The organism is Legionella sheltonii, assembly GCF_026191355.1.
GTDB lineage: Bacteria > Pseudomonadota > Gammaproteobacteria > Legionellales > Legionellaceae > Legionella > Legionella sheltonii.
The window spans coordinates 177,024-200,373 of record NZ_JAPHOQ010000011.1 but is presented as its reverse complement, the minus strand read 5'-3'; the positions used below and the strand labels follow the sequence as shown (position 1 = coordinate 200,373).

Genomic DNA, 23,350 nt, shown 5'->3' with positions numbered 1-23,350 from the left:
AGCGGTTTTTAAAATACTTCAAAAATTATTTTTATCAATAACTGCCAGCTTATCATTTATGAGTTGGCTAAGACATGGAAAATTACACAACTTGATTAAATTAAAAAATTATGTACGATACCTGGCCATTATCAACGGAGTAAACCTTATGAACAACCCCTTTCTTCTATGGAATTTACGGCAACTCGAAGAGGCTGTAACCCTTTACTGTCGGATCAAAACCCAATACTTTACCCCACAAGCTTCCTTTAACTTTTCTTTCTTTACGGAAGTTTATCACTCGATTCAATCCATGCCGTTAGACCACAAAAAAATTGAGTTGATGGAACGTTTTCAACAAAATGTATTTGCGCCAATCACTGGTTTTCATCCTAAAATTTTTTACACTTTTAATTTTGCTCCTTATATTGCTCAATATAAGCCTTTGATTGAGCAATTAAACGTGTTACAAAAACAAGCATCACACCTCTTCACACATTACTTTGATGCAGAAAGCCCAAGTTTTAATTGGCAAAAATTTCATGATGTTCGAACCCAAATCGAAAATCTACCTGACTCCGCAGATAAAATACAACTCATGCGGTTATTCGAGTTTAATGTATTAAGTACAATCTCTTTAGTAGAGCCTAAAGCATTCACGAGCTTTACTTTCTCATCCCAATTAGCAACGGAGGAATTGTCTCTGCCACCCCCCTCTTTTCACTGAATAAAATTATTATGGGGAGCTTGTGGATCACAGGTGATAAACTATTTTTTATTTAAGCTATTATTATTGTATTGGAAAACATATGAGATAAGGAGATAAATATGTTGAATCTCGATACAGAAACAATTCGTGATCTTCTGGATAAAGCGCGACAATTTCAGGTTAAGGAAGAAGTTAGTTTTCCAGAGGTCACTGAGGACATGGATGCTTTTTACGTATTAGCTGATTATCAAAATGATCCAGTTTATCAAGAAACCGTTGAATACATAGATAATTTACGTCCTGATCAGCAAGCAACCTTAGTGGCTCTCATGTATTTAGGCCGGGGGGATTATACTCGAGAGGAATGGAAAGATGCGTTACATTTTGCCCAGGAAGAGATAACCGACCATACCGGTGAGTATTTACTATCCAGACCAACAGTAGCAGATGATGTTGAACGTGGTTTAAACATGCTTGGTATTTCCTATCAAGAATAGCTTCTAAGGAGTAGAGCTATGCCATTCGTCAATATCGGCACCTCAGGATGGGTCTATAAAGGTTGGAAAGAAATTTTTTACCCTAAGTCTGTTGCAGAGAAAGATGAATTGGCGTATTACGCCAACGTCTTTAACACAGTTGAGCTCAATAGTAGCTTTTATCACGTACCCTCTCCAAAATCCATTGCAAAGTGGAAAGAAACTACTCCAGAAGAGTTCATTTTTTCCTGTAAAGCCAGTCGCTATTTAACCCATGTAAAAATGCTGAAAGACGTTCAAGACAGCGTTCATTATTTGCTCCAGGTCATTGAGGGACTGGAAGAAAAACTCGGACCGGTTTTATTTCAACTCCCACCTTATTGGCCTTTTAATCTAGAGCGTCTGGAGCAGTTTGTTAAAGTATTACCTGAATCATTTCATTACACATTTGAATTTAGAAATAAAACCTGGTTACGTCAGGAAGTTTATGATTTGCTTGCTAAATACAATATTGCGCTTTGTTTTTATGATTTTAAGGGATATCAGTGTCCAGAAATTATAACCAGTGATTTCATCTACTTACGATTACATGGACCACATCTCGATCCTTATCTGGGTCATTATGAGCAAAAAACGCTGTTAAATTATGCCCATAAATTTGCCAAATGGCAGCAGGAAGTGAAACAAATTTTTTGTTATTTAGATAACGATCAAAAAGTAGTTGCACCCTCCGATGCTCAAGAATTGGAACGATTAGTACAATTGACATTTAATAGCCCTGATCAATAATTTAAAGTTTATATGGAACTCTTTTGATTTATTAGGATGATGAATGAATTTTGATAAGCAATATCAACAAAAATTATGTTCTGCAGATGATGCAGTCAATCGGATTCCTCGATCTGCAGTGATTTCTATGGGCATGCGTGCCGCTACTCCTCCAGCCTTGTGCCATGCACTTGCTGCGCGCGCCAAAGCAGGTGATCTAAAAGAATTAAAGGTTTACTATCTTCGTTGTGGTCCGATTGCCCTAGAAACTATTTTTCAAGAAGAATTATTGCATATTATTCGACCCTACACTTCGATGATGTCCAAAGGAGAAGTTGAATTAGCGGAACGCGGGTATGGTCTAGGTAAAAAATACATCAATTTTGTCCCCATAAGTTTTAGTCGTTATCCGAGCACCATTATGTCCATTACCAAACTGGATGCGTTCGTGGTTACCGTCTCCCCTATGGACCAGTTTGGTTTTTTTAATTTAGGCACTAACGGCGATTATGCGATTGAATTAGGGCGTTATGCGAATCAATTAATCGTTGAAGTAAATGAAAACATGCCCAGAACTTCGGGCTCTACATTAATTCATGTCAGTGAAGTGGATGCCATAGTCGAAAATACCACCGCTTTGATTGAGGAACATTCAAAGCCGGCTAGTGACTTAGATCGTCAAATTGGCCAATACATCACCTCCCTTATCCCCAATGGAGCAACCATTCAAATGGGAATAGGCGGTGTACCTAACGCAGTATGCGAACAATTAATCGATCATAAAAACCTTGGCATACACACAGAGGTGATTACGTCAGGAATGGTGGAGCTTATCAAGAAAGGAGTAGTTACAAATGCCAATAAAAAATTAAATCCTTACGTCAATGTATTTACCTTTGCAATTGGTGATCGTCCTTTATATGATTTTATAAATAATAATCCTTCTATGTTCTGTCTTCCGGTCTCCTATGTCAATGAACCTAAAGTGATTGGGAAAAATAACCTAATGACCTCTGTTAATGCCTTCATAGAGATTGATTTTAGTGGCCAAGTCAATGCCGAGTTTATTGGTCATCAATTTTCAGGTGTGGGCGGACAATTGGATTTTGTTCGTGGCGTTCATTATTCTGAAGGTGGAAAGACCATCATTGCCAGTAGTTCTACAGCAAAAAATGGGACCCTATCCAGGATAGTCCCCCGGCTCTCTTCAATCGCTACAGATACCCGACTTGATATTGATTATGTGGTTACAGAATACGGGGTAGCCCAATTAAAAGGGCGTTCTACCACTGAAAGAACGCATCAATTAATTAAAATTGCCCATCCAGCCTTTCGTGAGCAATTAGAACAACAAGCAAAAACACAAGGATTTATTTAAAATGGATTTATCACGCTCACCCGCCCTGCTTTTTACACCCGGTAATAAACCGGAGCTTTTTACAAAAGCACTGGCTTCAGGTGCAAATGGTCTTATTTTAGAACTGGAAGACGCTATCTCAGCAGCAGAGAAAGACATAGCCCGAAATCATGTGGTTCAATTTCTAAAGAAAAAACATCCAGAACTGCTCACTATAGTGCGCATCAACCATATCACTACTGATGCAGGTCTCCCTGATTTGCTCGCCTTAAGACAAGATGATATTTATTGTGATGCCATTTTATACCCCAAAACAGAAAGTGCTGAAGAGTTAAATATTGTTTATAAAATACTCCATTTAGAAGCGCGAAATATTAAACTTTTAGCATTGATTGAAACAGCAAAAGGGTTGCTGAACTTAAATTCAATTGTAACTCATTCCCCAGTCGCCGGTTTAGTTTTCGGGGCTGCAGATTTTGCTATCGATGTAGGGTGTCAGATGGACTGGGATGTTCTTTTGAATGCACGCCATCAAATCGTTCAGGCAGCTGCACTTGCTCACATTCCAGCAATTGACTCTCCTTTTTTCGATTTTACAAATGAGGAACAATTAATTTCTGAAGTGATTCGGGTTAAGGGACTTGGTTTTAAAGGAAAATTAGCGATTCATCCGAGGCAAATCATTCCCATAAAACAAAACTTTGCCCCAACCCAAGCAGAAGTTAAACGAGCTAAAGAAATTGTAGCCCTGTTCGAACAATCTGGAGGCAAAGCATGTCAATACCAGGGACAAATGATCGATGTCCCTATCTACCAACATGCTCAAGAGGTACTTAAATTATCAAACAATTAAAAGGTAATGAATATGTCACATCAAAGCTATAAATCGATAGGAAACAAGCGTTTGCGTGAAGATTTTGGTTTTTACTTTGAAGATTTTGAAGTGGGACAAATTATTGAACATAGACCCGGAAGAACCATTACCCAAAATGATAATATATGGTTTACCTTGCTGACAATGAATACCGCTCAATTACATTTTGATGCACATTATGCGGAACACACGGAGTGGAAAAAACCTTTAGTTGATAGCACATTTACTTTGGCGATTATTACAGGAATGACCGTTAATACGATCTCCAAGAAAGTAGTCGCGAATCTGGAGTGGGATAAAGTAAAATTATTAAAACCTGTATTTGAAGGAGATACGATTTACGCTGAAAGCGAAATAAAAGCGAAACGTGAATCAAAATCAAGACCAAATCAAGGAATCGTTACTGTAGAAACTCGGGGAATTAACCAAAATAAAGAACTATTTATGTCTTTTGAACGAACTGTTTTGGTATATAAGAAAGAAGGTGCGCCTGAATATACCATTTAAGTTATTTTATTTGTAACCAGTGAGCTTGCGACAGCCGCTTCTACACGGCTTTGTATGCTTTTCGACATGGCCCAATGTCTACGGAATTGAGGGAAAAAAGCAAACGATAAAATTTTGTGGCCCCCTAAGGCTTTGCGCCGTATTCAGAGATTTATTTAAAAAAGCACTCAAGTACTGCAAATTAGAGTGAGCAAATTCCAGGAAAACCTTAGCTGAAAAAAATGAATAATCTCTAGCTAATTCTTAAGAAGATAAACTAAAATGGAGTAGTTTAACTGCTGATAAATAATAATTTTTTACACAGGCATCCATTACATGAACATTCATACTGTTGTCAAAGAGCAGAGAATTTTTTCAGCTGGCGGAGCGGCGAAAGCTATCGATTTTCGTAAACAGCAACTGCAGAAATTAAAAACCGTTCTCAAACAAAATGAGCAACTGCTCTCGGAAGCCCTTTATGCGGATATAAAAAAATCACAATTTGAAACCTATTTAACTGAACTTGCCTTAATTTATCATGAACTCGATAAAGCGATTAAATGCGTAAACAAATGGGCGAAACCCAAAGCAACACGAACCGAACTTGTGAACCAACCAGGAAAAAGTTTTATCTTGCCCGAACCTTATGGGACAACGTTGATTATTGGGGCATGGAATTACCCTTATCAGCTTACATTAATTCCTTTAATTGCTGCTATGGCGGCAGGGAATACCAGTATAATTAAGCCAAGTGAATTGCCGCAAAATACTTCATCTGCGCTCGCCCAAATAATCAATCAAAATTTTGATCCCGCCTATCTTTATGTTGCAGAAGGCGGCGCTGACGTCACGCAAGAGCTTCTTAGTATGCGTTTTGATAAACTCTTTTTTACAGGCAGTACCACAATAGGCAAAATAGTAGCTAAGGCTGCTGCAGAACACTTAACGCCTATTACTCTAGAATTAGGTGGGAAAAGCCCTTGCCTTGTTTTTGCGGATGCCGATCTGAAAATTTCAGCACAACGAATTGTATGGGGCAAGTTTTTAAATGCAGGACAAACCTGCATTGCACCCGATTATCTTTTAGTTGAAGAAAAGATTTATCAACCCTTATTGGAAGAGCTTAAAAACCAAATCGGCAAAATAATTGGTCCCAATCCCCTTGAAAGCGAAAGTTACACCCGCATTATTAATGAGCACCATGTACAACGCTTAAAAAAGCTCATTGATCCCCAAAGGCTATTCACGGGTGGACAAGTCATTGACACCGAAAACTATATTGAGCCTACCATTCTTAAGGATGTAAGCTTTACAGATGAAATCATGAAAGAAGAGATTTTTGGTCCAATTTTACCCGTTATTCCGTTTAACGACCTAGAACCTGTCCTGCAAGAAATCAAATCACGCCCACGTCCTTTGTCCCTTTATATTTTTGGGAAAAATTCAAAAGTGCACACCCGAATTTTAAACGAGATTTCTTTTGGTGGTGGATGTATTAATGATGTGATTATGCATATTTGCAATTCACACCTTCCATTTGGCGGTGTAGGCGACAGTGGCATGGGAAGTTACCATGGTGAAGCCGGTTTTAAAGCATTCAGCCATTTCAAAAGCATTTTAAAAAAACCATTTTGGTTTGAACTTCCCATTAAATACATGCCCTATACCCAATTGAAATTAACAATAATCCGAGCAATTTTAGGGTAAATAAGCTTGGAAACATCCTTCATTGGAATCGATTAAGAGTTTACTATGAATGTGAATGTTAAAAGGATTTTTTGTTTCTTATGTTCTATTTTCATGTGTTCAACAGGTTTTACAGAGACGCAAAATTTTGGCACTTTTTGGTTAACAGGAGTTTTTATTGGTCCTTTTGTAACAACTTATAAACAATGGAAATATTACTTGGAACCAAGATTGGTCCTCATTGATGATCGATATGGGCGGGATGAAGAGCATATCTATTTCGGTACCGGTTATCAAATCACCCCTAATTTCATACCCTTTATTGGTGCTGCCTATTTCATCTCAGAGAATACGCAAGGGGTTATTGCACACGAAAATGTACTGTGGCAGCAATTTCATTGGAAAATATATCATTCCAAACTCTTTAATGTGTCGAATCGTTCTCGCCTTGAAGAACGAAAAAATACTTTATTCTCTGAATGGGCAACACGTTTGAGGGAGCAAATTACGCTTAAAATACCTTTTCACAATACTCAATATTCGCTAGCAACGTACACTGAGTGTTTCTTTAATTTCACTCATCCATCCTGGGTCAGTGATAAATTTTTTGCTGAAAATCGATTCTTTTTTGGCATAGAACGACACCTTTCAAAAGCGGCATCATTTGATTTAGGGTATTTAGAACAAACGAAATTCCAAAGACAAAACCGAAATTTATTAACCCATGGCTTATACATGAGACTTAACGTAACACGATAATAAACCGTCTCTAGTTCAACTCAAAATCGAAGAATTCTTATAAATAATACTAAACTACCCCAGCTTAGGTTTTCCCCAAGTGTCTGCTTCTTTTTTCGCCATACGCTGCGCTCTTTTAGCAATAGCTTCTTGTAACTCAAGAAAAAAAAGAGAAGGCCGCAAAGATGTGTTCGGTTCTGACTCCAATTGTTTCCCCCATGAAACATCCAGTTCTGATTGAATGTTTAATTCAGTATCCAGCATTGAGTCTAAAGCTTGAGTCGTTTCTTGATAGGCGATTAAAAATAATCTGCATTCCTGAGCAAAGGATGGATTTTCTTCCAAAATCAATGCAGAGGAGCTAAGAAAACCAATAAGCCGCTCGTCTTTATGTTCTTTTTTATGCTGTAGCACGAGAAACAAAAACTCTTTTAATAAAGGATAAATTAATAAGTAATCTTTATCTTTCTTTCCATATTGTTCATAGTGATCCACTAATTTTTGCAACAGCTGAATGCATTCTTTACTCACTGGCATTTTGAGCTCCATGCAAATAATATACATTTGTTTATTAAAGACCTTGATAGCTCATTAGGCAAGAAAAGACGCTATTTGATTTTCTAGAAACAGATAAATCCACTTTGACGCATTTCATGAAAATATGAATTGCTTCTTTTGTCGGTGTTGAATAATAGGTCTATAACTTTAAAAATAAAGAGAGCAACTTATGCTAGAAAATAAAGACTGCTTTCTGCAATTTTGTAGAAAAATATTCCACAGAGTTGTCTCCTGAGACCTTAGCATGATTCAGTACTATATATGCATTTTACAAGATTGAATTTATTCTGAATGAGGCTTCCTAGGACATTGGATACCTTTTCTAAAGCGCCCCTTTGGGGGCGTGAACGATTACAATAAATATCGCCCTAACCCCTCTATCCATTAGTGGGAGAGGGGATTAATATGAAAATGTTGTATATAAGAGAAATAAAGCACATCTTTTAGGGTTGTTCTCAACTAGGAGCACTGGCATTTGATCTAAGATTTACAGTCTCGACTTATTTAAATATCATTATCTTCAAAAATCGATGAGTTTCTGGTTTTTCCCGTTTAATCCATAAAAAAAATATTTTAATATATTTTGGGCAGACCCCTGTTGTGTATGAAGGGGGCTGAGAAAAAACATTCCTTAATAAACAATGACATGCATCAATAAGCCCCTATCTTTTTTTCTTAAATGCTATTTTTGAGTCCTAAAATGGCTTTTAAGGAAATAATAATTCTTTGCCAATATATTTTATGTTGAGACAAATTTTTTTGAAAATTCTCTGAAAATATTGTGGTCGGACGCCAGTCTGCGAAGCAATCCAGTACAGAGGTTTATTGTGGTCAACCTTGCCGCAGCGCTGCAAAGCAGCTTGCAGCAAGATTTAAGGTTTAAAACAAGGTACAAGAATGCATTGGGCTTGGTTTCTGATTCGAAGGATCTGCCTTTTCCTGCCCCTCTTGGTAGTTAGCAGCATAAAATCCATATTGACTTCGCCCCGGATTGCTTGTTTGTGAGTTGACGGTCATTGACTCAGCAGGCAGAGCTTGCACGTTATCATCCGCTTTATCCACGTCCTTTTCTACTTCCTGCACTTCAACTACTGCATCACTTATAGCTTGATTGCCTTTAAGGGCAGTCTCATCAAGGCCAAGCTCCTGACAAACCGACTTGACCCGTTCCGTTACCTCAGCCGGCACACGTTCACCCTGATATAAGTCTGGGTGTCTGGCAAAATACTGGGCAACAATATCCATCAAGGTCTTGGGATTTTCAGGATGGATAGATAACTTTGCATACTTATCCCGCAAGATATAAAATCTTTTCATCAACTCAATGGTATGCTTAGCAAAATTAAAATAAACGACACCCTCACCGTCAATACTGCTGTGTAGAGTCGGCTCTCCACCATCATAATGGTTTAAATTTAAGGTCACACCCTTGGGAATAAGGTGCTTATTTTCGGAAAAAAACCGTTTTGTGTTCTCAATTCTCTCCTGATGGCTATCAAACACATCAAAAATAATGTCTTCACCAGGATGCTTTACAGAAGCATCTACAGCTGCTTTTTGCAGTTGCGCGAAAAGTAGAGCTGTTTTGTCATGATCAAAGGGGCAGGCTGGGTGGCCCTCGCGGTTTGGTTTGGTAAAAAAATTCCCTTTTTTTACTTCTGCTATGGCCTTATTGAACGCTGTTCCATAGGGCAGCTTATTATATAGATCGGCTAAGAGAAAGGGATCAAAGACGATGCTTAAATCTTGGCAAACAGTCTCAATTGCGGAAAAAGCTGAGCCGTTGAATCGCTTAGGAGAATAACCGATATTTTCTAAATCTAGTTCATAAGATTGTCTATTGGAATAAAGAAAAGCATAGACAGAATCATAGCATTTGTTTTGTTCCCTTAATGAATCGAGAAAGGCTTTATTATGCACTAAAACGACATTGCCCAAATGCTTTGTGTAATTTTCATGATCCGCATTTAAATAATTCTTATTAAATAGCCCACCATCAATAGGAAAAGAGATATAGCGTATTGTCATGCGACACCTTTTTAAATTAATTTGTTAGTGAAATAAAAAAATAAAATTGTTAACAAATCACTAATCCCAAGAAATCTGGTCAGTTCGCTGTAGATTTTGATATAGAAAGGTTTGAAGAAATGGGGGTGATAATCGTAAGATACATAAATCCAATTTTTTTCTTAATCAGATTGTTTCTTGGATTACACTGATAAAACTTAAAAATCTATTTCAATATAAAATCCAGCTTATTGATTTAAGATTATCTAAGTTGTACCAGCCCTCCGCTCATACAGATATTAACCGTTAAATACAATCTGTACGAATGATTTATAGAATGACATTATTTTACGCAAAAATCATTAAGGAAAAATTAAGTGATTTAAAGTTTTTTATTTTTTAAACGATTGAGAGTGCGGCCAGCAAGTGAACAATAAAATAAAACATTAAAAGTAACTATTTGTCGAGTTAAATTAACCGGTTGGTAACTGAAGTTTATTCCGGAGCTCAGAAACTTAAAAAAAACAAACCTAGCCGAAATCTTCATTCAAACGGCACTTTTGAGCGACTCCGTGCTAAAAACACACGGCCTGATTTATCCACCCATCATCGGCTTAAGATGAGCGTCTTGTAGTTCTACAAGCTGCGCTTCAAGATCGAGTAATTCCTTTGTTCTTAGTGCCAGAAATGTCTGCATAGCGACCAAATCCATTTCGAGTAATTTCGCTTTAGCTACCGGAGTTCCTGCTCTAAAACTTTCCGCACCATTTTTGAATCCCTTACAGATAGCCACCTCCGAACCTAATCCGGAATCCCTGCTGTACCAATCGAGATATTTTTCTTCTTTGAAATAACAATAGAATTGGGGTTTGGAGTCGACTCTGTCTTCAAACTTAGGTGCAGGAGAAAAAGGTTCACTGCTGCAATATGCTTTGGCAATACACATCGGCAGTAATTTTTGGGCTCCACCAACTCCTTCTACAAATAGTTTATTAAGGTGATTACCACTATCCCAATTTACAGGATATCCCCTTCGATAATAATTCACCTGAAGTTGCAACTGATGAATGAGGGTAGACTCAAGATCAAAGTGGGTTTCTCCGGTGGTCATTTGTCCATTTAGACTGTAGGAAACACCTTGTTGGCGTAATCTGTGATATTGATCGAATAAAAGTTCCAGAATTTCTTTACCTTCTTCGTCTGCAGGGATGCACTCTATAATTAATGTCCACATGTGTTTGTCGAAAGCCCAAAGTGCATATTCAAAACCGCTAATTGCAAAAAAGGTTCGACCAGAGCAGTCAGTCACTTCATTTCTATAGAAAAGTAAACGGATATTTCTCTCAAGCGCAGCCCTAACAGAATAGTACTCCCCCCGCACCACAAAATCTAAAAAAGTAGCTTTATCGAGTTCATATTGTAATAATTCTTTCTGTTCTTTGGAGCTTCTATAAAAATTGAATAAATCCAATTTAGGTAATTTATTAGTTACATTAACCCACATTTCCGCGGGTAAACTGCTGCTTTCAGTAGTACTTTGTATCAGAGGGTATTTTTCTTTCATTGAGTTTCCAACAATGACTACAGGGTTTAAACCAAGGGGTTATCAAAAATCAGGATATTAATCTAAATAAAATCAGGAATCTACTCCTGGTAGAGTACGTTTTAATGGGAAAGGCAAAGCAGGTTTAAGCACTGGATATCGTTCTGCTATTGTTACAATACCTTTGACTAAATCAGCAATAACTATTACCAGGGGAAGGACTTTTCATGTGTATGGACATTTTTTCTTTCTTCTATTTTCGCATGGACCTGGTCTAACCATTACGCAATGTCTGATTGCCCTGAGCCAGCAATATTATTAGATCACTGGAACGAACCTTCTGAATCACTTGTCCCTCCTGGCCACCATGCAAGACAGCCTTTGCTAAAGCGTTTCTGGCAAAGCCCAAAGCCAGTCGCATCATAAACCAGTAATTTAACAGACGTCCGTGTTCTATTGCTAAAAGCAAAAACAGTCCCATTGAAGGGGTTATCACATAACTTCTGACGGCAGATAGCTTTTTAAACCGTTAATTCCTTTTCTAAAATCCACTGGTTCAACTGCCAATAGCAAGCGGTGCTGCGGAGTTATCTGTAACATCTCTACCTCATAAATTCTGTGATAATATGGCTGAGATGGATAGGAGACAATTTATGTATTGTAAGTTTATCTCCAGATACACGACACAACTCAATTGAGCAACGATCGTTATAGACATCAAATTCAGGGGATAGTTCAGGTAATGCAGCGGGGCTATTTACATCTATAAACTGGAATCCATTGACTACGTCAGTTATATTTTCTTTTATTTGAACATGATATACGTTTAAGGTGCTGCATATCTTTGAGCGTGAGTAGGTGTCTAAAACCTCTTTTACTTGCTCCCATAGATAATCAGGGATTTTTCCTTGGCTTGTTCTGGTTTCGCGCCAATGTTTGAATGCCGCCTTAACAGACACAAGCTTATCAACTGCCTTATTCATAAGGATCGCTTCTTGAAAATTATCGAAGCTATAGCTTATCCAATACGGCTGACCATAGTCATGCAGGCTTACCGAAAGCTCAGAACCCACTTTGACGCATTTCATGAAAATATGAATTGTTTCTCTTGTAGGTGTTGAATAATAGGTCTATAACTTTAAAAATAAAGAGAGCAACTTATGTCAGAAAATAAACGTAATAAAGGAAAAACCTATCATTGCAAGGAACCCCCTACTTCAGCTTTATCTGCAGAAAACTCATCGCTTACATTAAGCATCATCAAAGCATTGCCTGGAAGTATCTATTGGAAAGACAAAAATGGAGTTTATTTAGGTTGCAATGACGCAATGTTGGAAATGACTGGGATGAAATCCATCATTGGAAAAACTGATTTTGAAATGCCTTGGGCTGAATCTGCAACAACGATTCGCAATAACGATTTAAAAGTAATGAACCTGAATTCCTCATTGGAATTGGAAGAAATTGGGACCATCGCAAATGGAGAACAAGTAGTGGTATTAACCCGTAAAACTCCTTTACATGATGAACACGGCAATGTCACCGGAATTATTGGCATCTCCTTAAATATAACCAATCGAAAAAAACAAGAGGCTGCTCTCTGTTCAAGCCAAGAAAAAACACAATCCACCTTGGAAAATATTTTGGCCAATATGCCAGGACATGTTTATTGGAAAGACAAAAACGGGGTTTATTTAGGATGCAACAATCGCCAAGCTCAAAGTGTAGGGTTTCAATTTGGCTATGAAATCGTAGGAAAAACTGATTTTGACCTGCCTTGGGGCAAAAACCAAGCTGAGTTATTTCGACAAAATGATCTTCATATTATGCAAACAGGTGAAACTGAAATCATTGAAGAAAAAGCGCAAGTAGGTGGTAAAGATGCCATTTTTTTAAGCCATAAATCACCAATGCGTAATAAAAAAGGGGAAATTACCGGGGTACTAGGGATTTCCATTGACATCACAGACCGAAAAAAAATTGAAGCAGAGCTCAAAATTGCAAAAGAAAAAGCAGAAGCAGCAAGTCTGGCAAAAACAGAATTTCTGGAAAATATGCGTCATGACATTCGTACCCCCCTTACCGGTATCGTAGGATTTGCAGACCTTATCCAATCTGAAGCAGAAAGTCCTAGAATTAAAGAATATTCAGAGAACCTAGTTGCATCCAGTCATGCTCTGCTTGATTTTATGGATGATGTACTTGAAGCGATTCATGTAAGCTCTGGCGAAATCCCCAAAGTGAGGAAAAAATTCGTATTACAAAAAATAGCGCAACATGTGATTGATCTGAATAAAGCCAAAGCATCTTCTAAACGACTGACCTTATCTCTAGAATTTGATCCCGATATTCCCAGATTTCTTATTGGAGATCCGGTTCGTATCCATAGAATTTTACTTGAACTGATTTCGAATTCATTGAATTTTACAGATGCCGGGTTTGTAACTGTAACAGCCAAGCTGGCAAAGCGAGAAAACCGTGAAGTGATCATCCAATTTGTCGTGGAAGATAGTGGCATGGGGATTCCGAAAGACAAGCAACAAGAAATTTTTCTCCAATTCAAACGTTTAACCCCTTCCTATAAAGGAATTTATAAAGGAGCAGGTTTAGGCCTTGCTGTAATCAAACAGTTTATTGATGAATTAGATGGAGAAATATATGTCGAGAGTACTGTTGCCAAAGGAACAAAATTTACCTGTATCATTCCCTTAAAAACAGCACTTTTAGAAGATGAAACAGGTATTGATAAAGATTTTGACTTCAATATATCCAGTCTTAAACAAAACACTGCCATAACCACTCCCTATTCAAATCCATCAATCCATTCATTCAAACATCGCATCTTGCTCGTGGAAGACAATACTGTGGCGCAAACCATAGCAAAAGCCATGTTAAATCACTATCACTGCCAAGTAGATGTAGCGGTTGATGGACAATCTGCGTTAGAACTGTGGAAGAAAAATAGATATGACTTAATTTTTATGGATATTGGTCTGCCTGATATGGATGGTTATCAAGTCACCCATTACATTCGTGTACAAGAAGTTTCAAAAAAATATCACACCCCCATCATTGCACTTACCGCCCATGTTGGTGAGGAAAATAAAGAGCGATGTATCGAATCGGGCATCAATGCGGTGATCAGCAAGCCATTAACGCAAAAAAAATGCGGTGATATTTTGAGCTCATTTATTCCTTCCATACTCAAAGAAAGGATAAATTCTCCTGAAAATTGCATTTCTGAGAGACCTGCAACAGAAGAACAACTCTTTGATCTTTCTAAATTTCCACTACTTGATGTTGAGGAAGGAATTAAAACTACAGGTGCAGAACATACACTTCGCGACATGCTCAACCTAATGCTCGATCACTCCTTTGCCGAAGATATTGCTCTGCTCAAAAAAGCACATGAGCAAGGTGATTGGGAACAAACCCAAAAACTCACTCATAAAATTAAGGGAGGGGTAGTATATGTTGGTGCCACTCGAATAAAAATGGCGTGCCAATATTTTGAAGATTATTGGAAATCAGGACAACGTGATTTATTGGAGCAATTGTATCAACAAATTATACTGGTTATTGATAAAACAGCCTCTGAAATTAAACAATGGATCGCAGCAAAAACACCTCTCTAATATCTCTAGAACCAATCCCCTCTCCCACAAATGAGCATTATTTCATGCCATTCCTGCCTTCGCAGGAATGGCATGAATTCACTTTGATCATGTTCTTATTCTTCTGTTGATAATGCCCACCTGTGGAAGAGGTAGGAACGTTTTCTCCAGAATTTAAGCGAGGAGATCTCTCGTTGCACTCGGGATGACGGGGGGCGGAGAAAGTGGATTTGCAGGATATTTTTTAAATCGAAGTGCAACAGGTCTTAAATAGTTTGGATAATGAGGTTTGATTAAATAATCATAGGTAGCAGCCATCGCTTTGTTTCTGCCACTTGGATAAACTTCGAAATCGTATGCCTTTTCTGTCCACAGACACATTACAGAACATTCTTCAATCAAATAATCAAGACAAAGTCGAAACGCCCTTTCAGAGTCAACGTTTTCAGTAGAAAATCGACTCAGGTATCGGCTTAAAAATTCATCGATATTGACATGAATTGCCTGACGGAATGATTCATTGAGCTCATATTCTTTTTGGACGCGCAGATGACTGCTAATGAAATTCTGACTGTTGTACCAATCATCCCAGCGCATGATCTCATAAGGGATGGTTAGCTGATTGTAAGCCATTTCATTTCGCTTGAGCCAATCATCGCCTTCTTGCACCGCAAGTTGATATAATTCATCCGCAGTTGCATGATTCATAATACCCATTGTATGACGTTGCACACTATCATCAACAAGGATGGTACATTGTTTAAAAGAGGCATTAATTAGTTTAATAACTGCCGCAAATTTTTCGCCTTCATGAATAGGTTGCCCTACACTAATGGGCATAAGGCACGAGGATTGAGGAAACAGTTTTCTTTCCTCTACTGGGTTTTCTCTAAAGGAGGCTTTCACTATCCTGTTATCAACTAAGCTCATCGTCCTAACCTCCTTCTGTCTAAATCACCACTATTTTTGCGTAAAAAGAGATCATATTTTATTTTATTAAAATCATCCTGTCTATTAATAAATCATTGACATAATAATTAATTAAGGTTTTTATTATATAATGTAAGTAATAGAACCAATACGAGTGTAAAATGTCTTATAGAATCAATAATCCTGGCGGTGGCGATTGCGGATTTTATGCGTTTGCAATTGGCACCATTAAAGACATTCAAGATGAGTACGCACTCTATGGAGAAAGCGCAACCTATAACCTGTGGAAAAGAAAAGGTCTGCGTGGCGTTAGCTTGCAAGAGCTCCTCGACTTTGATTTAAATCGGTTGTATGAGTCTCCTTATAGTTATAAAAATGAGCTTTTGTCTACATTACAAATGTCCCTAAGAAACATTGCCGCTGATGCTTACAAGATCGATCTTTTAAAAAGAATAAGAACTGAAGCAGTATCGAAAGATAAGGAAACCTTGATTGAAGGTTCACCTGTGTATCACAAATTTATGGAATTAGTACACTTTTATTTAGGTAAGGGTAAGAATAATCTCGATGAGATAAGTAAATTTAATGAGCTCGCTTTATCTCCTCAAGTCAAGAGCTTAGCAGAAAATACGGCACAATCACTTCAACCCAAGCTTACAGCAAAACCCCTTTCTGAAGCAGAATCAAATACAATAGAAAATGCCCATGTCAAAGAAGCATTATTAAAAGACGTCATGCATGGTGATCGAGAAAATCCAGGTTCTGTTATTTTAAAAGGCGTTGAAAAGATTAAGGAACAAGGACGATGGGCAACACACGGTGATTTGAAAGAAATTGCCGTGCAACTGAATAAAAATCTCTACGTCGAAGGCCAACTTAACGGAGACCCTGATCCTCGTTTGCGTACTATAGTCTTAAATAACGAAGATAATGCGCATTGGACAACCCAAATAGAGCAATTACCTCCTAAACGTCAAGAATTAAAGAATGAGGAAGCTCCTTCAGCAGCAAAAGAAGAGCAAGTGATTCCTGCATCCGTAAGCAAACCAATTAATGCAGAAAAAGGAGACGGCTATCAGCAGCATCTAAATGATTTGATTCAGGCCGTATCAACCCAAGGCTTGTTTTCTCAAGTTAAAAATAAGATTAATGTCGAGGATATTGACACAGCAGAAGCATTAAAAGGCGAGTCGGATGAGGATTTTGCGAAACGCTTGCAAGAAGCGGAATACAGGCGTGCTTTCAAATAGAAGCCTAAGATTGAAAAATGAACGCATTAATTAAAAGCGGCTCTTTGCTTTTTAAACTAATTCACAGCATGAACGTGGTCAAATGACTGTACCTTAACTCTTTATAATGCTATAAAAATCTCAAGGAGTCTTAATTAAGGTACTGGCTGATGAGCACCATTCATCGCTTTATCGAAGCCCAAAAAGGCAAAAATTCATCTGCCTCATTCCAACAAGCTTATGATGAACTCAAAGCAGGCGGCAAACAAAGCCATTGGATATGGTATCTCTTCCCTCAGCTCAAACAACTTGGATTCAGTTCAACAGCCCAATATTTCGGGATTGTTGATTTCAATGAAGCCTGTGCCTATTTACAAAACGAGGAACTTTTTCAAAATTATCTCGCATTCACGCAATTAGTAGATCAACAACTAAAAAGAAAGATTCCTGTTTTGACCCTTATGAATGGACAAATTGATACTATGAAGCTGGTCTCAAGCCTCACCTTATTTCGGGCTGCGGCTTCATTTCTTTTGCATCAAGGAGATACCTCTCAGGATTTTGCCGCACTTGTAGATTGCTGCGATCAGATTCTTGCCGAGACTTCGAAACAAGGTTATTTTCCCTGTACACGAACCCTTGAAGCGTTGACTTCAAAAAAATGAATTCATTAATGTTTTCTCTTTTTCAAAGCAGTGTATGATTGCTTTCATGTTCATAACATAAATATTGGAAAAAGTAATGAGAAAGCTTGCCTGTTTATTTTTTCTCTGCTTCTATCAAATGGTCAATGCAGATAACCTCACTGCAGTAGAAAAACATATTGCTCAGTACATTACTACCAACTCTCAGAAGCAACTTTCACTATTGGAACAATTAGTGAATAGAAACAGTGGAACTACGCACATTGAGGGGGTTCAGCGCGTAGGAAACATGGTACGCAAACAATTAGATCAACTTGGATTTAAGACTTATTGGGTTAATGAACCACCTGCACAGCATCGCGCCGGCTCTTTGGTTGCAAAACACTATGGAAATAAAGGCAAAAAACTGCTTTTAATTGGACATCTTGATACGGTGTTTCCTGAAAATAGCCCGTTTCAACATTTTAAACAGAAAGGAGATATTGCAACTGGACCAGGAGTCATTGATGACAAAGGTGGAGTAGTTGTCATCCTTTATGCCTTAAAAGCGCTGCAAGAAGCAAAAGCTCTAGAGAATGCAAATATCACGGTTATCTTAACCGGCGATGAAGAAGATTCCGGGAAACCTATCTCCATTTCCAGAAAACCTTTAATCGACGCTGCAAAAAAGTCCGATATTGCCTTGGATTTTGAATGGGCGATTACCCCAGATACTGCAACCGTTGCACGTAGAGGAATAACACACTGGACATTGGAAGCTCATGGCAATGAAGCACACTCGTCAGAAATTTTCCAAAAAAAAGCAGGTTATGGTGCTGTTTTTGAGTTAGCACGAATCTTAAATACGATGCGTTCAAAGCTCAGTAGCGAACGCTTTTTATCATTTAGTCCTGGCCTTATTTTAGGGGGCACCACGACGAACAATAAAAATAATTTTCAGGGGGACGCCTTTGGCAAGGGAAATGTGATCGCAAAAATTGCTTTAGCAAATGGAGACTTACGCTTTATCACTGAAGATCAAAAAAATGATGCAGAGAAAAAAATAACCGATATTGTTGCCGATCATCTGCCCGGAACTTCAGCCTCCATTAAGTTTGAAGATGGGATTCCCAGTATGCCCCCTACTGAGGCTAATGAAGCTTTATTAAGACAATATAGTCAAGTGAGTGAAGACTTAGGGCAAGGGATGATACTTCCTCTTGATCCAGGAACAAGAGGTGCAGGTGATATTTCACACATTGCGTCCCTGGTGGATGGTGCATTAGCAGGTTTAGGTCCTGTAGGTACAGGAGCACATTCTGCCGAAGAAACGTTAAACATTCCTTCTCTTACAACCCAAACTCAACGCGCGGCTTTATTGCTTTATCGGTTAAGCACTAAATTAAAATGAAGTCATCTTATTAACCCAAAAAATTATTCCATCTGATATATACTTATAAAAATAACACTCCCTCTTGGAGTAATTTATGAAATCAAAGATAGAAGAAGAAAAAAAGGCTGCAAAAGAACGGTACGAACAACTGTTAGAAGCATTGGCTGTGACGAATAGAGCACACCAAAATGTATTATTTGAAATTCGACCTAATCCGACTTTTTTTGAAGAAATGTATGATAAGGGTAAAGTGACTCCGCTACATGTTGATTTTGTATCTAAAAATTCAGGCGCCAAATTTACTATAGAGAATAAATTTTATCCTGATAGCTGGGTCATTAAAATACCAGAAAATGCAACCAAGGAAGAAAAAGACTGTATCAGGGATATAACTCTTGAAGTCATTGCTCATCCTAAAAATCCAGCTCCAGGTTATCAACCTAAAATGGTAGCGTTTTTTCCTGATAATACTCCAGAAGAAGAAATTGTTGATTTTGTCAAAGCAGCTAAAGAGAAAGGAATAGCAGTTAATTTATTTATTGGAAAAAAAGAAGAATTTGACAAAATCCAAGAGGCTCATGAAAAAAAGACAAAAGAGATTATTGCGTCAGGAAATTTAGATAAACTTCCTGGGTGGGATGGTTATGCAAAAACCATTCAGCGAAGTGAGGGAGGAAGAAAAGGTGAAGAATTTCTAAGCAAATATAACTCAGAACAAACTAGCTCCTTAATTCATAATTGAAATTTATTCGGTAGTGTTTAAATAACTGTGTCATCTCTTTTAATTTGTTTATAATTTAACACTTAAAAGAGGTAGATATGAATAAAAAGAAAATAGATTTATCGAATTTTGATTTCAATGAGTTCAAATTAGAGGCTTTGACCCAGTTAAAGTCTGGCCAATCTCTCACTGGAAAAGACGGCATACTGACCCCCTTAATAAAAGAGCTATTAGAGGCGGCATTAGAAGGTGAAATGGATTCTCATATGACTGATTGTCATGAGACAGGTATTTCAAACCGTCGCAACGGCAAAACGACTAAAACAATTAAATCAACAACTGGAGTTTTTGATTTAGAAACACCTCGAGATAGGGATGGCAGCTTTGAACCCGAGCTTGTAAAAAAACGTCAAACGGTACTCAACGAGTCACTGGATAATAAAGTCCTAGCCCTCTATGCGATAGGCATGAGTTACGAGGCGATAAGCGAGCATTTATCTGAGATGTATGGACTAGAAGTCTCGAGTGCTAAAATCAGCCTGATTACTGACAAACTATTACCCCTGATTACCGAGTGGCGTAATCGCTCCCTAGAATCTGTATACCCAATCGTTTTTCTTGATGCCATGCACTTTAAAGTACGTGTTGAAGGTAAGGTCATAAGTAGAGCATTTTACACCGTCCTTGCTGTAAATTCAGAAGGTAAAAAAGATATTCTAGGGCTCTATTTATCTGAGGCAGAGGGAGCTCGTTTTTGGCTTAGTGTATTAAATGACCTTAAAGCTCGTGGTGTAGAGGATATCCTTATAGCAAGCATCGATGGACTTAAGGGATTTCCTGATGCCATTGCTGAAGTTTTTCCTAACACCGAGATCCAGCTTTGTGTCGTTCATCAAATTCGCAACTCATTAAAGTATGTGGTTAGTAAGGACCAGAAAGCCTTTATGGCCGATTTAAAGCTGGTTTATAAGGCTTCAAGCAAAGATATGGCTTTGCATCATCTACTTGAGTTGGAAGAGAAATGGGGCAAAAAATACCCGGCGGTGATGAAATCCTGGAATAACAACTGGGAAGCTCTATCACAATACTTCAAATACCCAGAAGAGCTAAGACGCATCATTTACACTACCAATATTGTTGAAGGCTTTCATCGGCAAATTCGCAAGTACACTAAAAATAAAGGCGCTTTCACCAGTGAAAACGCCCTTATTAAGCTTATTTATTGTGCTTGCCAGAAAGTACTGGAAAAATGGAATCAGCCCATGCACAATTGGGCGCTTATCGTGTCCCAGTTACAAATCTATTTCGAAGACAGACTAACCCTGGGACTTAGATAATGACTGAGGTGACACAGTTGGATGAACACTCTCGAATATACTCAACGGCACGCCACTGCAGATAATCTCTTTGCCTTTTTTAAAAATCCATTAACTACATCGCAACGGAAACATATCATTTTATTAAAAGAGCAACTCAATGAATTAATGACTGAATATCAAGAATCAAATCATTTAAATCAAGAAAAGAGGGAAGAACTACGATGGTATATCAAAAATCGTGGCTCCAATCTGGCTCTTTGTAATACTGATCGGTTTTATCTACACCTAGACTGCACAGTTCCTTCCGCCAATCAAGATATGAAACATTAGAAACCAGGACTTTTGATTGGGAACACCATAATAAAAATCAAAGCCCTGTCCTTAGATGCTCTATTTGATCTGGCTATAATTGATTTCAAGTGTCTGCATAGGGACTATGTTTCATCGTAGCCGACGGTCTTCAACAAAAGCCTAGGACGGTTGCTACTTTCTCCCGCAAAGACTGGCTATAAAATTCATAATGAGCTCCACTGACTCATCGATTAAATATTGGGACGTATCAATCACCATTTGTTTGCTTTCCCAAGGTTCATAGTGGCGATCCAAAACATCTTGCCATGTAGGCAGTTTATGACCCTCTAAATCGGCAATGCGTCCCTCTACCCGATTTTGGTGAACTGTGGTATCGGAACAAATGAGTTCGATCTCTATAAAATCTGCTCCGGCTTGTTTGGCAACTTGCTGCCAATGTTGGCGTGTTATTGCAATCGGATTAACCGAGTCGGCCACCACGTTTAAACCTAAGGCCAAATTCTCTCGAGCGACTGCATAACTGATAAAGTACCCCTCTGAACCTACTATCAATGAATCAGGATAGCCATCTAAGTTAATTAAAGCCTGCTCAATGGTATCAGCTCTAAGATAAACTGCCTTTATACGCTGGGCTATGATTTTAGAAATCGTAGTTTTTCCTGTCCCTGGCAACCCACCAAAAATAATTAACATCGCTCGATGGCCTTTTATAAAGGTTTGTAGAATTTTTATTATTTTCCTTTTTTCTTAAAAATGTGCAACCTTATCCTTATCAAATTTTGTTTTACTTTAATTATCTGTGTATCTTTTAGCGCAAGGGTTTCCTAAAAATGATTCAAAGCGTTTTGCTGTATTGAGTTGATAAATATTCTTTATAATCTCCTCTGCTTTCTTCACAAGCTTTTTTGTAAGATTGTTTTCTAAACTCTTCAGAACAAAACATACCTTCTTTTTTGAAAAAAAGATGAATTTGCCGGTTTGTTTTATTAGAAGATTTTAATAAACCTTCGCTGACTGCGGTTTTTACATTCCTTTTAAGCAATTCGAGTTGATTTGAACAAGCCATTTGTTTGCTATGTCCTGTTTTTGCCAACTTCTCGTTTTGAGAGGGAGACACCTCTTTTTGCAGAGTATTGGTAATTAATCTGATTTTTTTATGCAGTATTTGCATCACTGACAATACATATTTTTTTCTGTTTTCATGCATTTGATCATAAGCAACGGGAAGTGCATTTTCTTTTGAAAAGCAAATATTATTGATCACCATATCGAGCGTTTTTCTGAGTTTTGTTTCGGCACCATAAAGGCCCTGCTCGATGCGTTTTCGAATTTCATGAGCTTCTTCTAACAATGGGGAGATAATTTTGGTGTATTCCCGCTTTAGCTGAGTATCTGTTTGAGTGGATAAAAAGTAAGCCCAATTTTTTTTAAATTTCCCTAATACATGATTGTCATTATACAAAGATAATTTAGATCCCGGCTTAGCAACTCGATATTCGCCCCCTACAATCCAGCTTAATAAAAAATTATAGGCCTCTACGCCCGTCATGAGTTTGCAGGCTTTATTTTTATCTTTGAGTTCTTCTAATAATTCAGCAAAAGCTTTTTGATCTTCAACATCATTAAAGATAAAGATATGCCTGACACAAGAAACTGAGTGAATAGGTTTTACTAAGTCTTTTAATCGCTGTATGGAATCTTTGGTCCTGCCATGACCACGATTTAAGGTGAGTTCAATCACTCTAAATTTTTGAAAATCTAAACCCATGTGTACCCCCCGAGATTAGAAGCTATTGAGATTTCTTAATAATCAACATGTAGACTGGTTCTGCGGTTTCCACCTACTCTGGTCATGCACAATGATTCATTTAAAAACACTAAGGCATGTAGATAAACCAATGGTATATTAAAATGATAATTTGATAAAAACAAGACAAGAACAACCATGGAGCCAAGAGCTTCACTGGACTTTATTGCTTGAGCTAATTCAAGAACCACAGCACTTTTATTCTGAGAATTCCCAAACGG

Annotated in this window: 23 protein-coding genes; 15 read left to right on the top strand and 8 right to left on the bottom strand. The window is 37.9% G+C overall.

Annotated elements, in window-relative coordinates:
• From OQJ26_RS13905 to OQJ26_RS13870, 8 genes are all read left to right on the top strand, one after another.
• On the top strand, positions 1-706 hold a 706-nt coding region (locus OQJ26_RS13905; RefSeq protein WP_265704343.1), incomplete at its 5' end, for a hypothetical protein.
• A 101-nt stretch (positions 707-807) separates the two neighbouring features.
• The gene (locus tag OQJ26_RS13900; protein ID WP_265704342.1) at positions 808-1,185 is read left to right on the top strand and encodes a DUF3775 domain-containing protein; all 378 of its coding nucleotides are present in this window, start codon (positions 808-810) and stop codon (positions 1,183-1,185) included.
• Positions 1,186-1,203: 18 nt separating this feature from the next.
• A complete protein-coding gene (locus OQJ26_RS13895) occupies positions 1,204-1,953 on the top strand; it encodes a DUF72 domain-containing protein (RefSeq protein ID WP_265704341.1) in 750 nt (249 codons plus the stop codon).
• Between the two features lie 43 nt (positions 1,954-1,996).
• Positions 1,997-3,310, top strand: coding sequence for an acetyl-CoA hydrolase/transferase family protein (locus OQJ26_RS13890; protein ID WP_265704340.1), 1,314 nt, complete (start codon positions 1,997-1,999; stop codon positions 3,308-3,310).
• Position 3,311: 1 nt separating this feature from the next.
• Positions 3,312-4,142, top strand: coding sequence for an HpcH/HpaI aldolase/citrate lyase family protein (locus OQJ26_RS13885; RefSeq protein WP_265704339.1), 831 nt, complete (start codon positions 3,312-3,314; stop codon positions 4,140-4,142).
• Positions 4,143-4,154: 12 nt separating this feature from the next.
• A complete protein-coding gene (locus tag OQJ26_RS13880; protein ID WP_265704338.1) occupies positions 4,155-4,670 on the top strand; it encodes a MaoC/PaaZ C-terminal domain-containing protein in 516 nt (171 codons plus the stop codon).
• Positions 4,671-4,985: 315 nt separating this feature from the next.
• On the top strand, positions 4,986-6,356 hold the full coding sequence (locus OQJ26_RS13875) for an aldehyde dehydrogenase (protein WP_265704337.1): 1,371 nt from the start codon (positions 4,986-4,988) through the stop codon (positions 6,354-6,356).
• Positions 6,357-6,401: 45 nt separating this feature from the next.
• Positions 6,402-7,094, top strand: coding sequence for a DUF2490 domain-containing protein (locus tag OQJ26_RS13870; RefSeq protein WP_265704336.1), 693 nt, complete (start codon positions 6,402-6,404; stop codon positions 7,092-7,094).
• A gap of 54 nt (positions 7,095-7,148) precedes the next feature.
• Here OQJ26_RS13870 and OQJ26_RS13865 read toward each other — a convergent pair whose 3' ends face one another.
• The 5 genes from OQJ26_RS13865 to OQJ26_RS13845 all read right to left on the bottom strand — a co-directional run bounded on the left by OQJ26_RS13865 (position 7,149) and on the right by OQJ26_RS13845 (position 12,164).
• Complete coding sequence (locus OQJ26_RS13865) at positions 7,149-7,610, bottom strand: hypothetical protein (protein ID WP_265704335.1); 462 nt, start codon at positions 7,608-7,610, stop codon at positions 7,149-7,151.
• A gap of 900 nt (positions 7,611-8,510) precedes the next feature.
• A complete protein-coding gene (locus OQJ26_RS13860; protein ID WP_265704334.1) occupies positions 8,511-9,659 on the bottom strand; it encodes a hypothetical protein in 1,149 nt (382 codons plus the stop codon).
• Between the two features lie 574 nt (positions 9,660-10,233).
• A complete protein-coding gene (locus tag OQJ26_RS13855) occupies positions 10,234-11,202 on the bottom strand; it encodes a hypothetical protein (protein WP_265704333.1) in 969 nt (322 codons plus the stop codon).
• Between the two features lie 302 nt (positions 11,203-11,504).
• Positions 11,505-11,696 (bottom strand): IS66 family insertion sequence element accessory protein TnpB, encoded by a 192-nt coding sequence (gene tnpB / locus OQJ26_RS13850; protein ID WP_416209965.1) that lies wholly within the window; start codon positions 11,694-11,696, stop codon positions 11,505-11,507.
• Positions 11,697-11,783: 87 nt separating this feature from the next.
• Positions 11,784-12,164, bottom strand: coding sequence for a hypothetical protein (locus OQJ26_RS13845; RefSeq protein WP_265704331.1), 381 nt, complete (start codon positions 12,162-12,164; stop codon positions 11,784-11,786).
• Between the two features lie 177 nt (positions 12,165-12,341).
• Between OQJ26_RS13845 and OQJ26_RS13840 the strand changes: the two genes are divergently transcribed.
• Positions 12,342-14,816: a PAS domain-containing sensor histidine kinase gene (locus tag OQJ26_RS13840; protein ID WP_265704330.1), complete on the top strand. Its 2,475-nt coding sequence runs from the start codon at positions 12,342-12,344 to the stop codon at positions 14,814-14,816.
• A gap of 153 nt (positions 14,817-14,969) precedes the next feature.
• Here OQJ26_RS13840 and OQJ26_RS13835 read toward each other — a convergent pair whose 3' ends face one another.
• On the bottom strand, positions 14,970-15,725 hold the full coding sequence (locus OQJ26_RS13835; RefSeq protein ID WP_265704329.1) for a hypothetical protein: 756 nt from the start codon (positions 15,723-15,725) through the stop codon (positions 14,970-14,972).
• A gap of 161 nt (positions 15,726-15,886) precedes the next feature.
• Here OQJ26_RS13835 and OQJ26_RS13830 point away from each other — a divergent pair, with 161 nt between their 5' ends.
• From OQJ26_RS13830 to OQJ26_RS13805, 6 genes are all read left to right on the top strand, one after another.
• Entirely contained in the window at positions 15,887-16,975 is a 1,089-nt protein-coding gene (locus OQJ26_RS13830) for a hypothetical protein (protein WP_265704328.1), read from the top strand.
• A gap of 149 nt (positions 16,976-17,124) precedes the next feature.
• Positions 17,125-17,619: a DUF1810 family protein gene (locus OQJ26_RS13825; protein ID WP_265704327.1), complete on the top strand. Its 495-nt coding sequence runs from the start codon at positions 17,125-17,127 to the stop codon at positions 17,617-17,619.
• Between the two features lie 76 nt (positions 17,620-17,695).
• Positions 17,696-18,988, top strand: coding sequence for a M20/M25/M40 family metallo-hydrolase (locus OQJ26_RS13820; protein WP_265704326.1), 1,293 nt, complete (start codon positions 17,696-17,698; stop codon positions 18,986-18,988).
• 76 nt (positions 18,989-19,064) lie between these two features.
• Positions 19,065-19,712: a hypothetical protein gene (locus OQJ26_RS13815; RefSeq protein ID WP_265704325.1), complete on the top strand. Its 648-nt coding sequence runs from the start codon at positions 19,065-19,067 to the stop codon at positions 19,710-19,712.
• A gap of 77 nt (positions 19,713-19,789) precedes the next feature.
• On the top strand, positions 19,790-21,028 hold the full coding sequence (locus OQJ26_RS13810; protein ID WP_265701939.1) for an IS256 family transposase: 1,239 nt from the start codon (positions 19,790-19,792) through the stop codon (positions 21,026-21,028).
• A gap of 21 nt (positions 21,029-21,049) precedes the next feature.
• Positions 21,050-21,340, top strand: a complete 291-nt coding sequence (locus OQJ26_RS13805) for a hypothetical protein (RefSeq protein ID WP_265704324.1) — start codon at positions 21,050-21,052, stop codon at positions 21,338-21,340.
• 153 nt (positions 21,341-21,493) lie between these two features.
• Here OQJ26_RS13805 and OQJ26_RS13800 read toward each other — a convergent pair whose 3' ends face one another.
• Complete coding sequence (locus OQJ26_RS13800; protein WP_265704323.1) at positions 21,494-22,015, bottom strand: P-loop nucleotide/nucleoside kinase family protein; 522 nt, start codon at positions 22,013-22,015, stop codon at positions 21,494-21,496.
• A 142-nt stretch (positions 22,016-22,157) separates the two neighbouring features.
• Positions 22,158-23,090: a hypothetical protein gene (locus OQJ26_RS13795; protein ID WP_265704322.1), complete on the bottom strand. Its 933-nt coding sequence runs from the start codon at positions 23,088-23,090 to the stop codon at positions 22,158-22,160.
• Positions 23,091-23,350 lie beyond the last annotated feature (260 nt).

Coding starts and splice junctions, on each gene's coding strand:
- OQJ26_RS13845 (WP_265704331.1), bottom strand. CDS start 12,164: ATGAATAAGGCAGTTGATAAGCTTGTGTCTGTTAAGGCGGCATTCAAA.
- OQJ26_RS13900 (WP_265704342.1), top strand. CDS start 808: ATGTTGAATCTCGATACAGAAACAATTCGTGATCTTCTGGATAAAGCG.
- OQJ26_RS13865 (WP_265704335.1), bottom strand. CDS start 7,610: ATGCCAGTGAGTAAAGAATGCATTCAGCTGTTGCAAAAATTAGTGGAT.
- OQJ26_RS13810 (WP_265701939.1), top strand. CDS start 19,790: ATGAATAAAAAGAAAATAGATTTATCGAATTTTGATTTCAATGAGTTC.
- OQJ26_RS13795 (WP_265704322.1), bottom strand. CDS start 23,090: ATGGGTTTAGATTTTCAAAAATTTAGAGTGATTGAACTCACCTTAAAT.
- OQJ26_RS13885 (WP_265704339.1), top strand. CDS start 3,312: ATGGATTTATCACGCTCACCCGCCCTGCTTTTTACACCCGGTAATAAA.
- OQJ26_RS13830 (WP_265704328.1), top strand. CDS start 15,887: ATGTCTTATAGAATCAATAATCCTGGCGGTGGCGATTGCGGATTTTAT.
- OQJ26_RS13825 (WP_265704327.1), top strand. CDS start 17,125: ATGAGCACCATTCATCGCTTTATCGAAGCCCAAAAAGGCAAAAATTCA.
- OQJ26_RS13895 (WP_265704341.1), top strand. CDS start 1,204: ATGCCATTCGTCAATATCGGCACCTCAGGATGGGTCTATAAAGGTTGG.
- OQJ26_RS13875 (WP_265704337.1), top strand. CDS start 4,986: ATGAACATTCATACTGTTGTCAAAGAGCAGAGAATTTTTTCAGCTGGC.
- OQJ26_RS13820 (WP_265704326.1), top strand. CDS start 17,696: ATGAGAAAGCTTGCCTGTTTATTTTTTCTCTGCTTCTATCAAATGGTC.
- OQJ26_RS13840 (WP_265704330.1), top strand. CDS start 12,342: ATGTCAGAAAATAAACGTAATAAAGGAAAAACCTATCATTGCAAGGAA.
- OQJ26_RS13835 (WP_265704329.1), bottom strand. CDS start 15,725: ATGAGCTTAGTTGATAACAGGATAGTGAAAGCCTCCTTTAGAGAAAAC.
- OQJ26_RS13890 (WP_265704340.1), top strand. CDS start 1,997: ATGAATTTTGATAAGCAATATCAACAAAAATTATGTTCTGCAGATGAT.
- OQJ26_RS13870 (WP_265704336.1), top strand. CDS start 6,402: ATGAATGTGAATGTTAAAAGGATTTTTTGTTTCTTATGTTCTATTTTC.
- OQJ26_RS13815 (WP_265704325.1), top strand. CDS start 19,065: ATGAAATCAAAGATAGAAGAAGAAAAAAAGGCTGCAAAAGAACGGTAC.
- OQJ26_RS13860 (WP_265704334.1), bottom strand. CDS start 9,659: ATGACAATACGCTATATCTCTTTTCCTATTGATGGTGGGCTATTTAAT.
- OQJ26_RS13805 (WP_265704324.1), top strand. CDS start 21,050: ATGAACACTCTCGAATATACTCAACGGCACGCCACTGCAGATAATCTC.
- OQJ26_RS13800 (WP_265704323.1), bottom strand. CDS start 22,015: ATGTTAATTATTTTTGGTGGGTTGCCAGGGACAGGAAAAACTACGATT.
- OQJ26_RS13855 (WP_265704333.1), bottom strand. CDS start 11,202: ATGAAAGAAAAATACCCTCTGATACAAAGTACTACTGAAAGCAGCAGT.
- OQJ26_RS13880 (WP_265704338.1), top strand. CDS start 4,155: ATGTCACATCAAAGCTATAAATCGATAGGAAACAAGCGTTTGCGTGAA.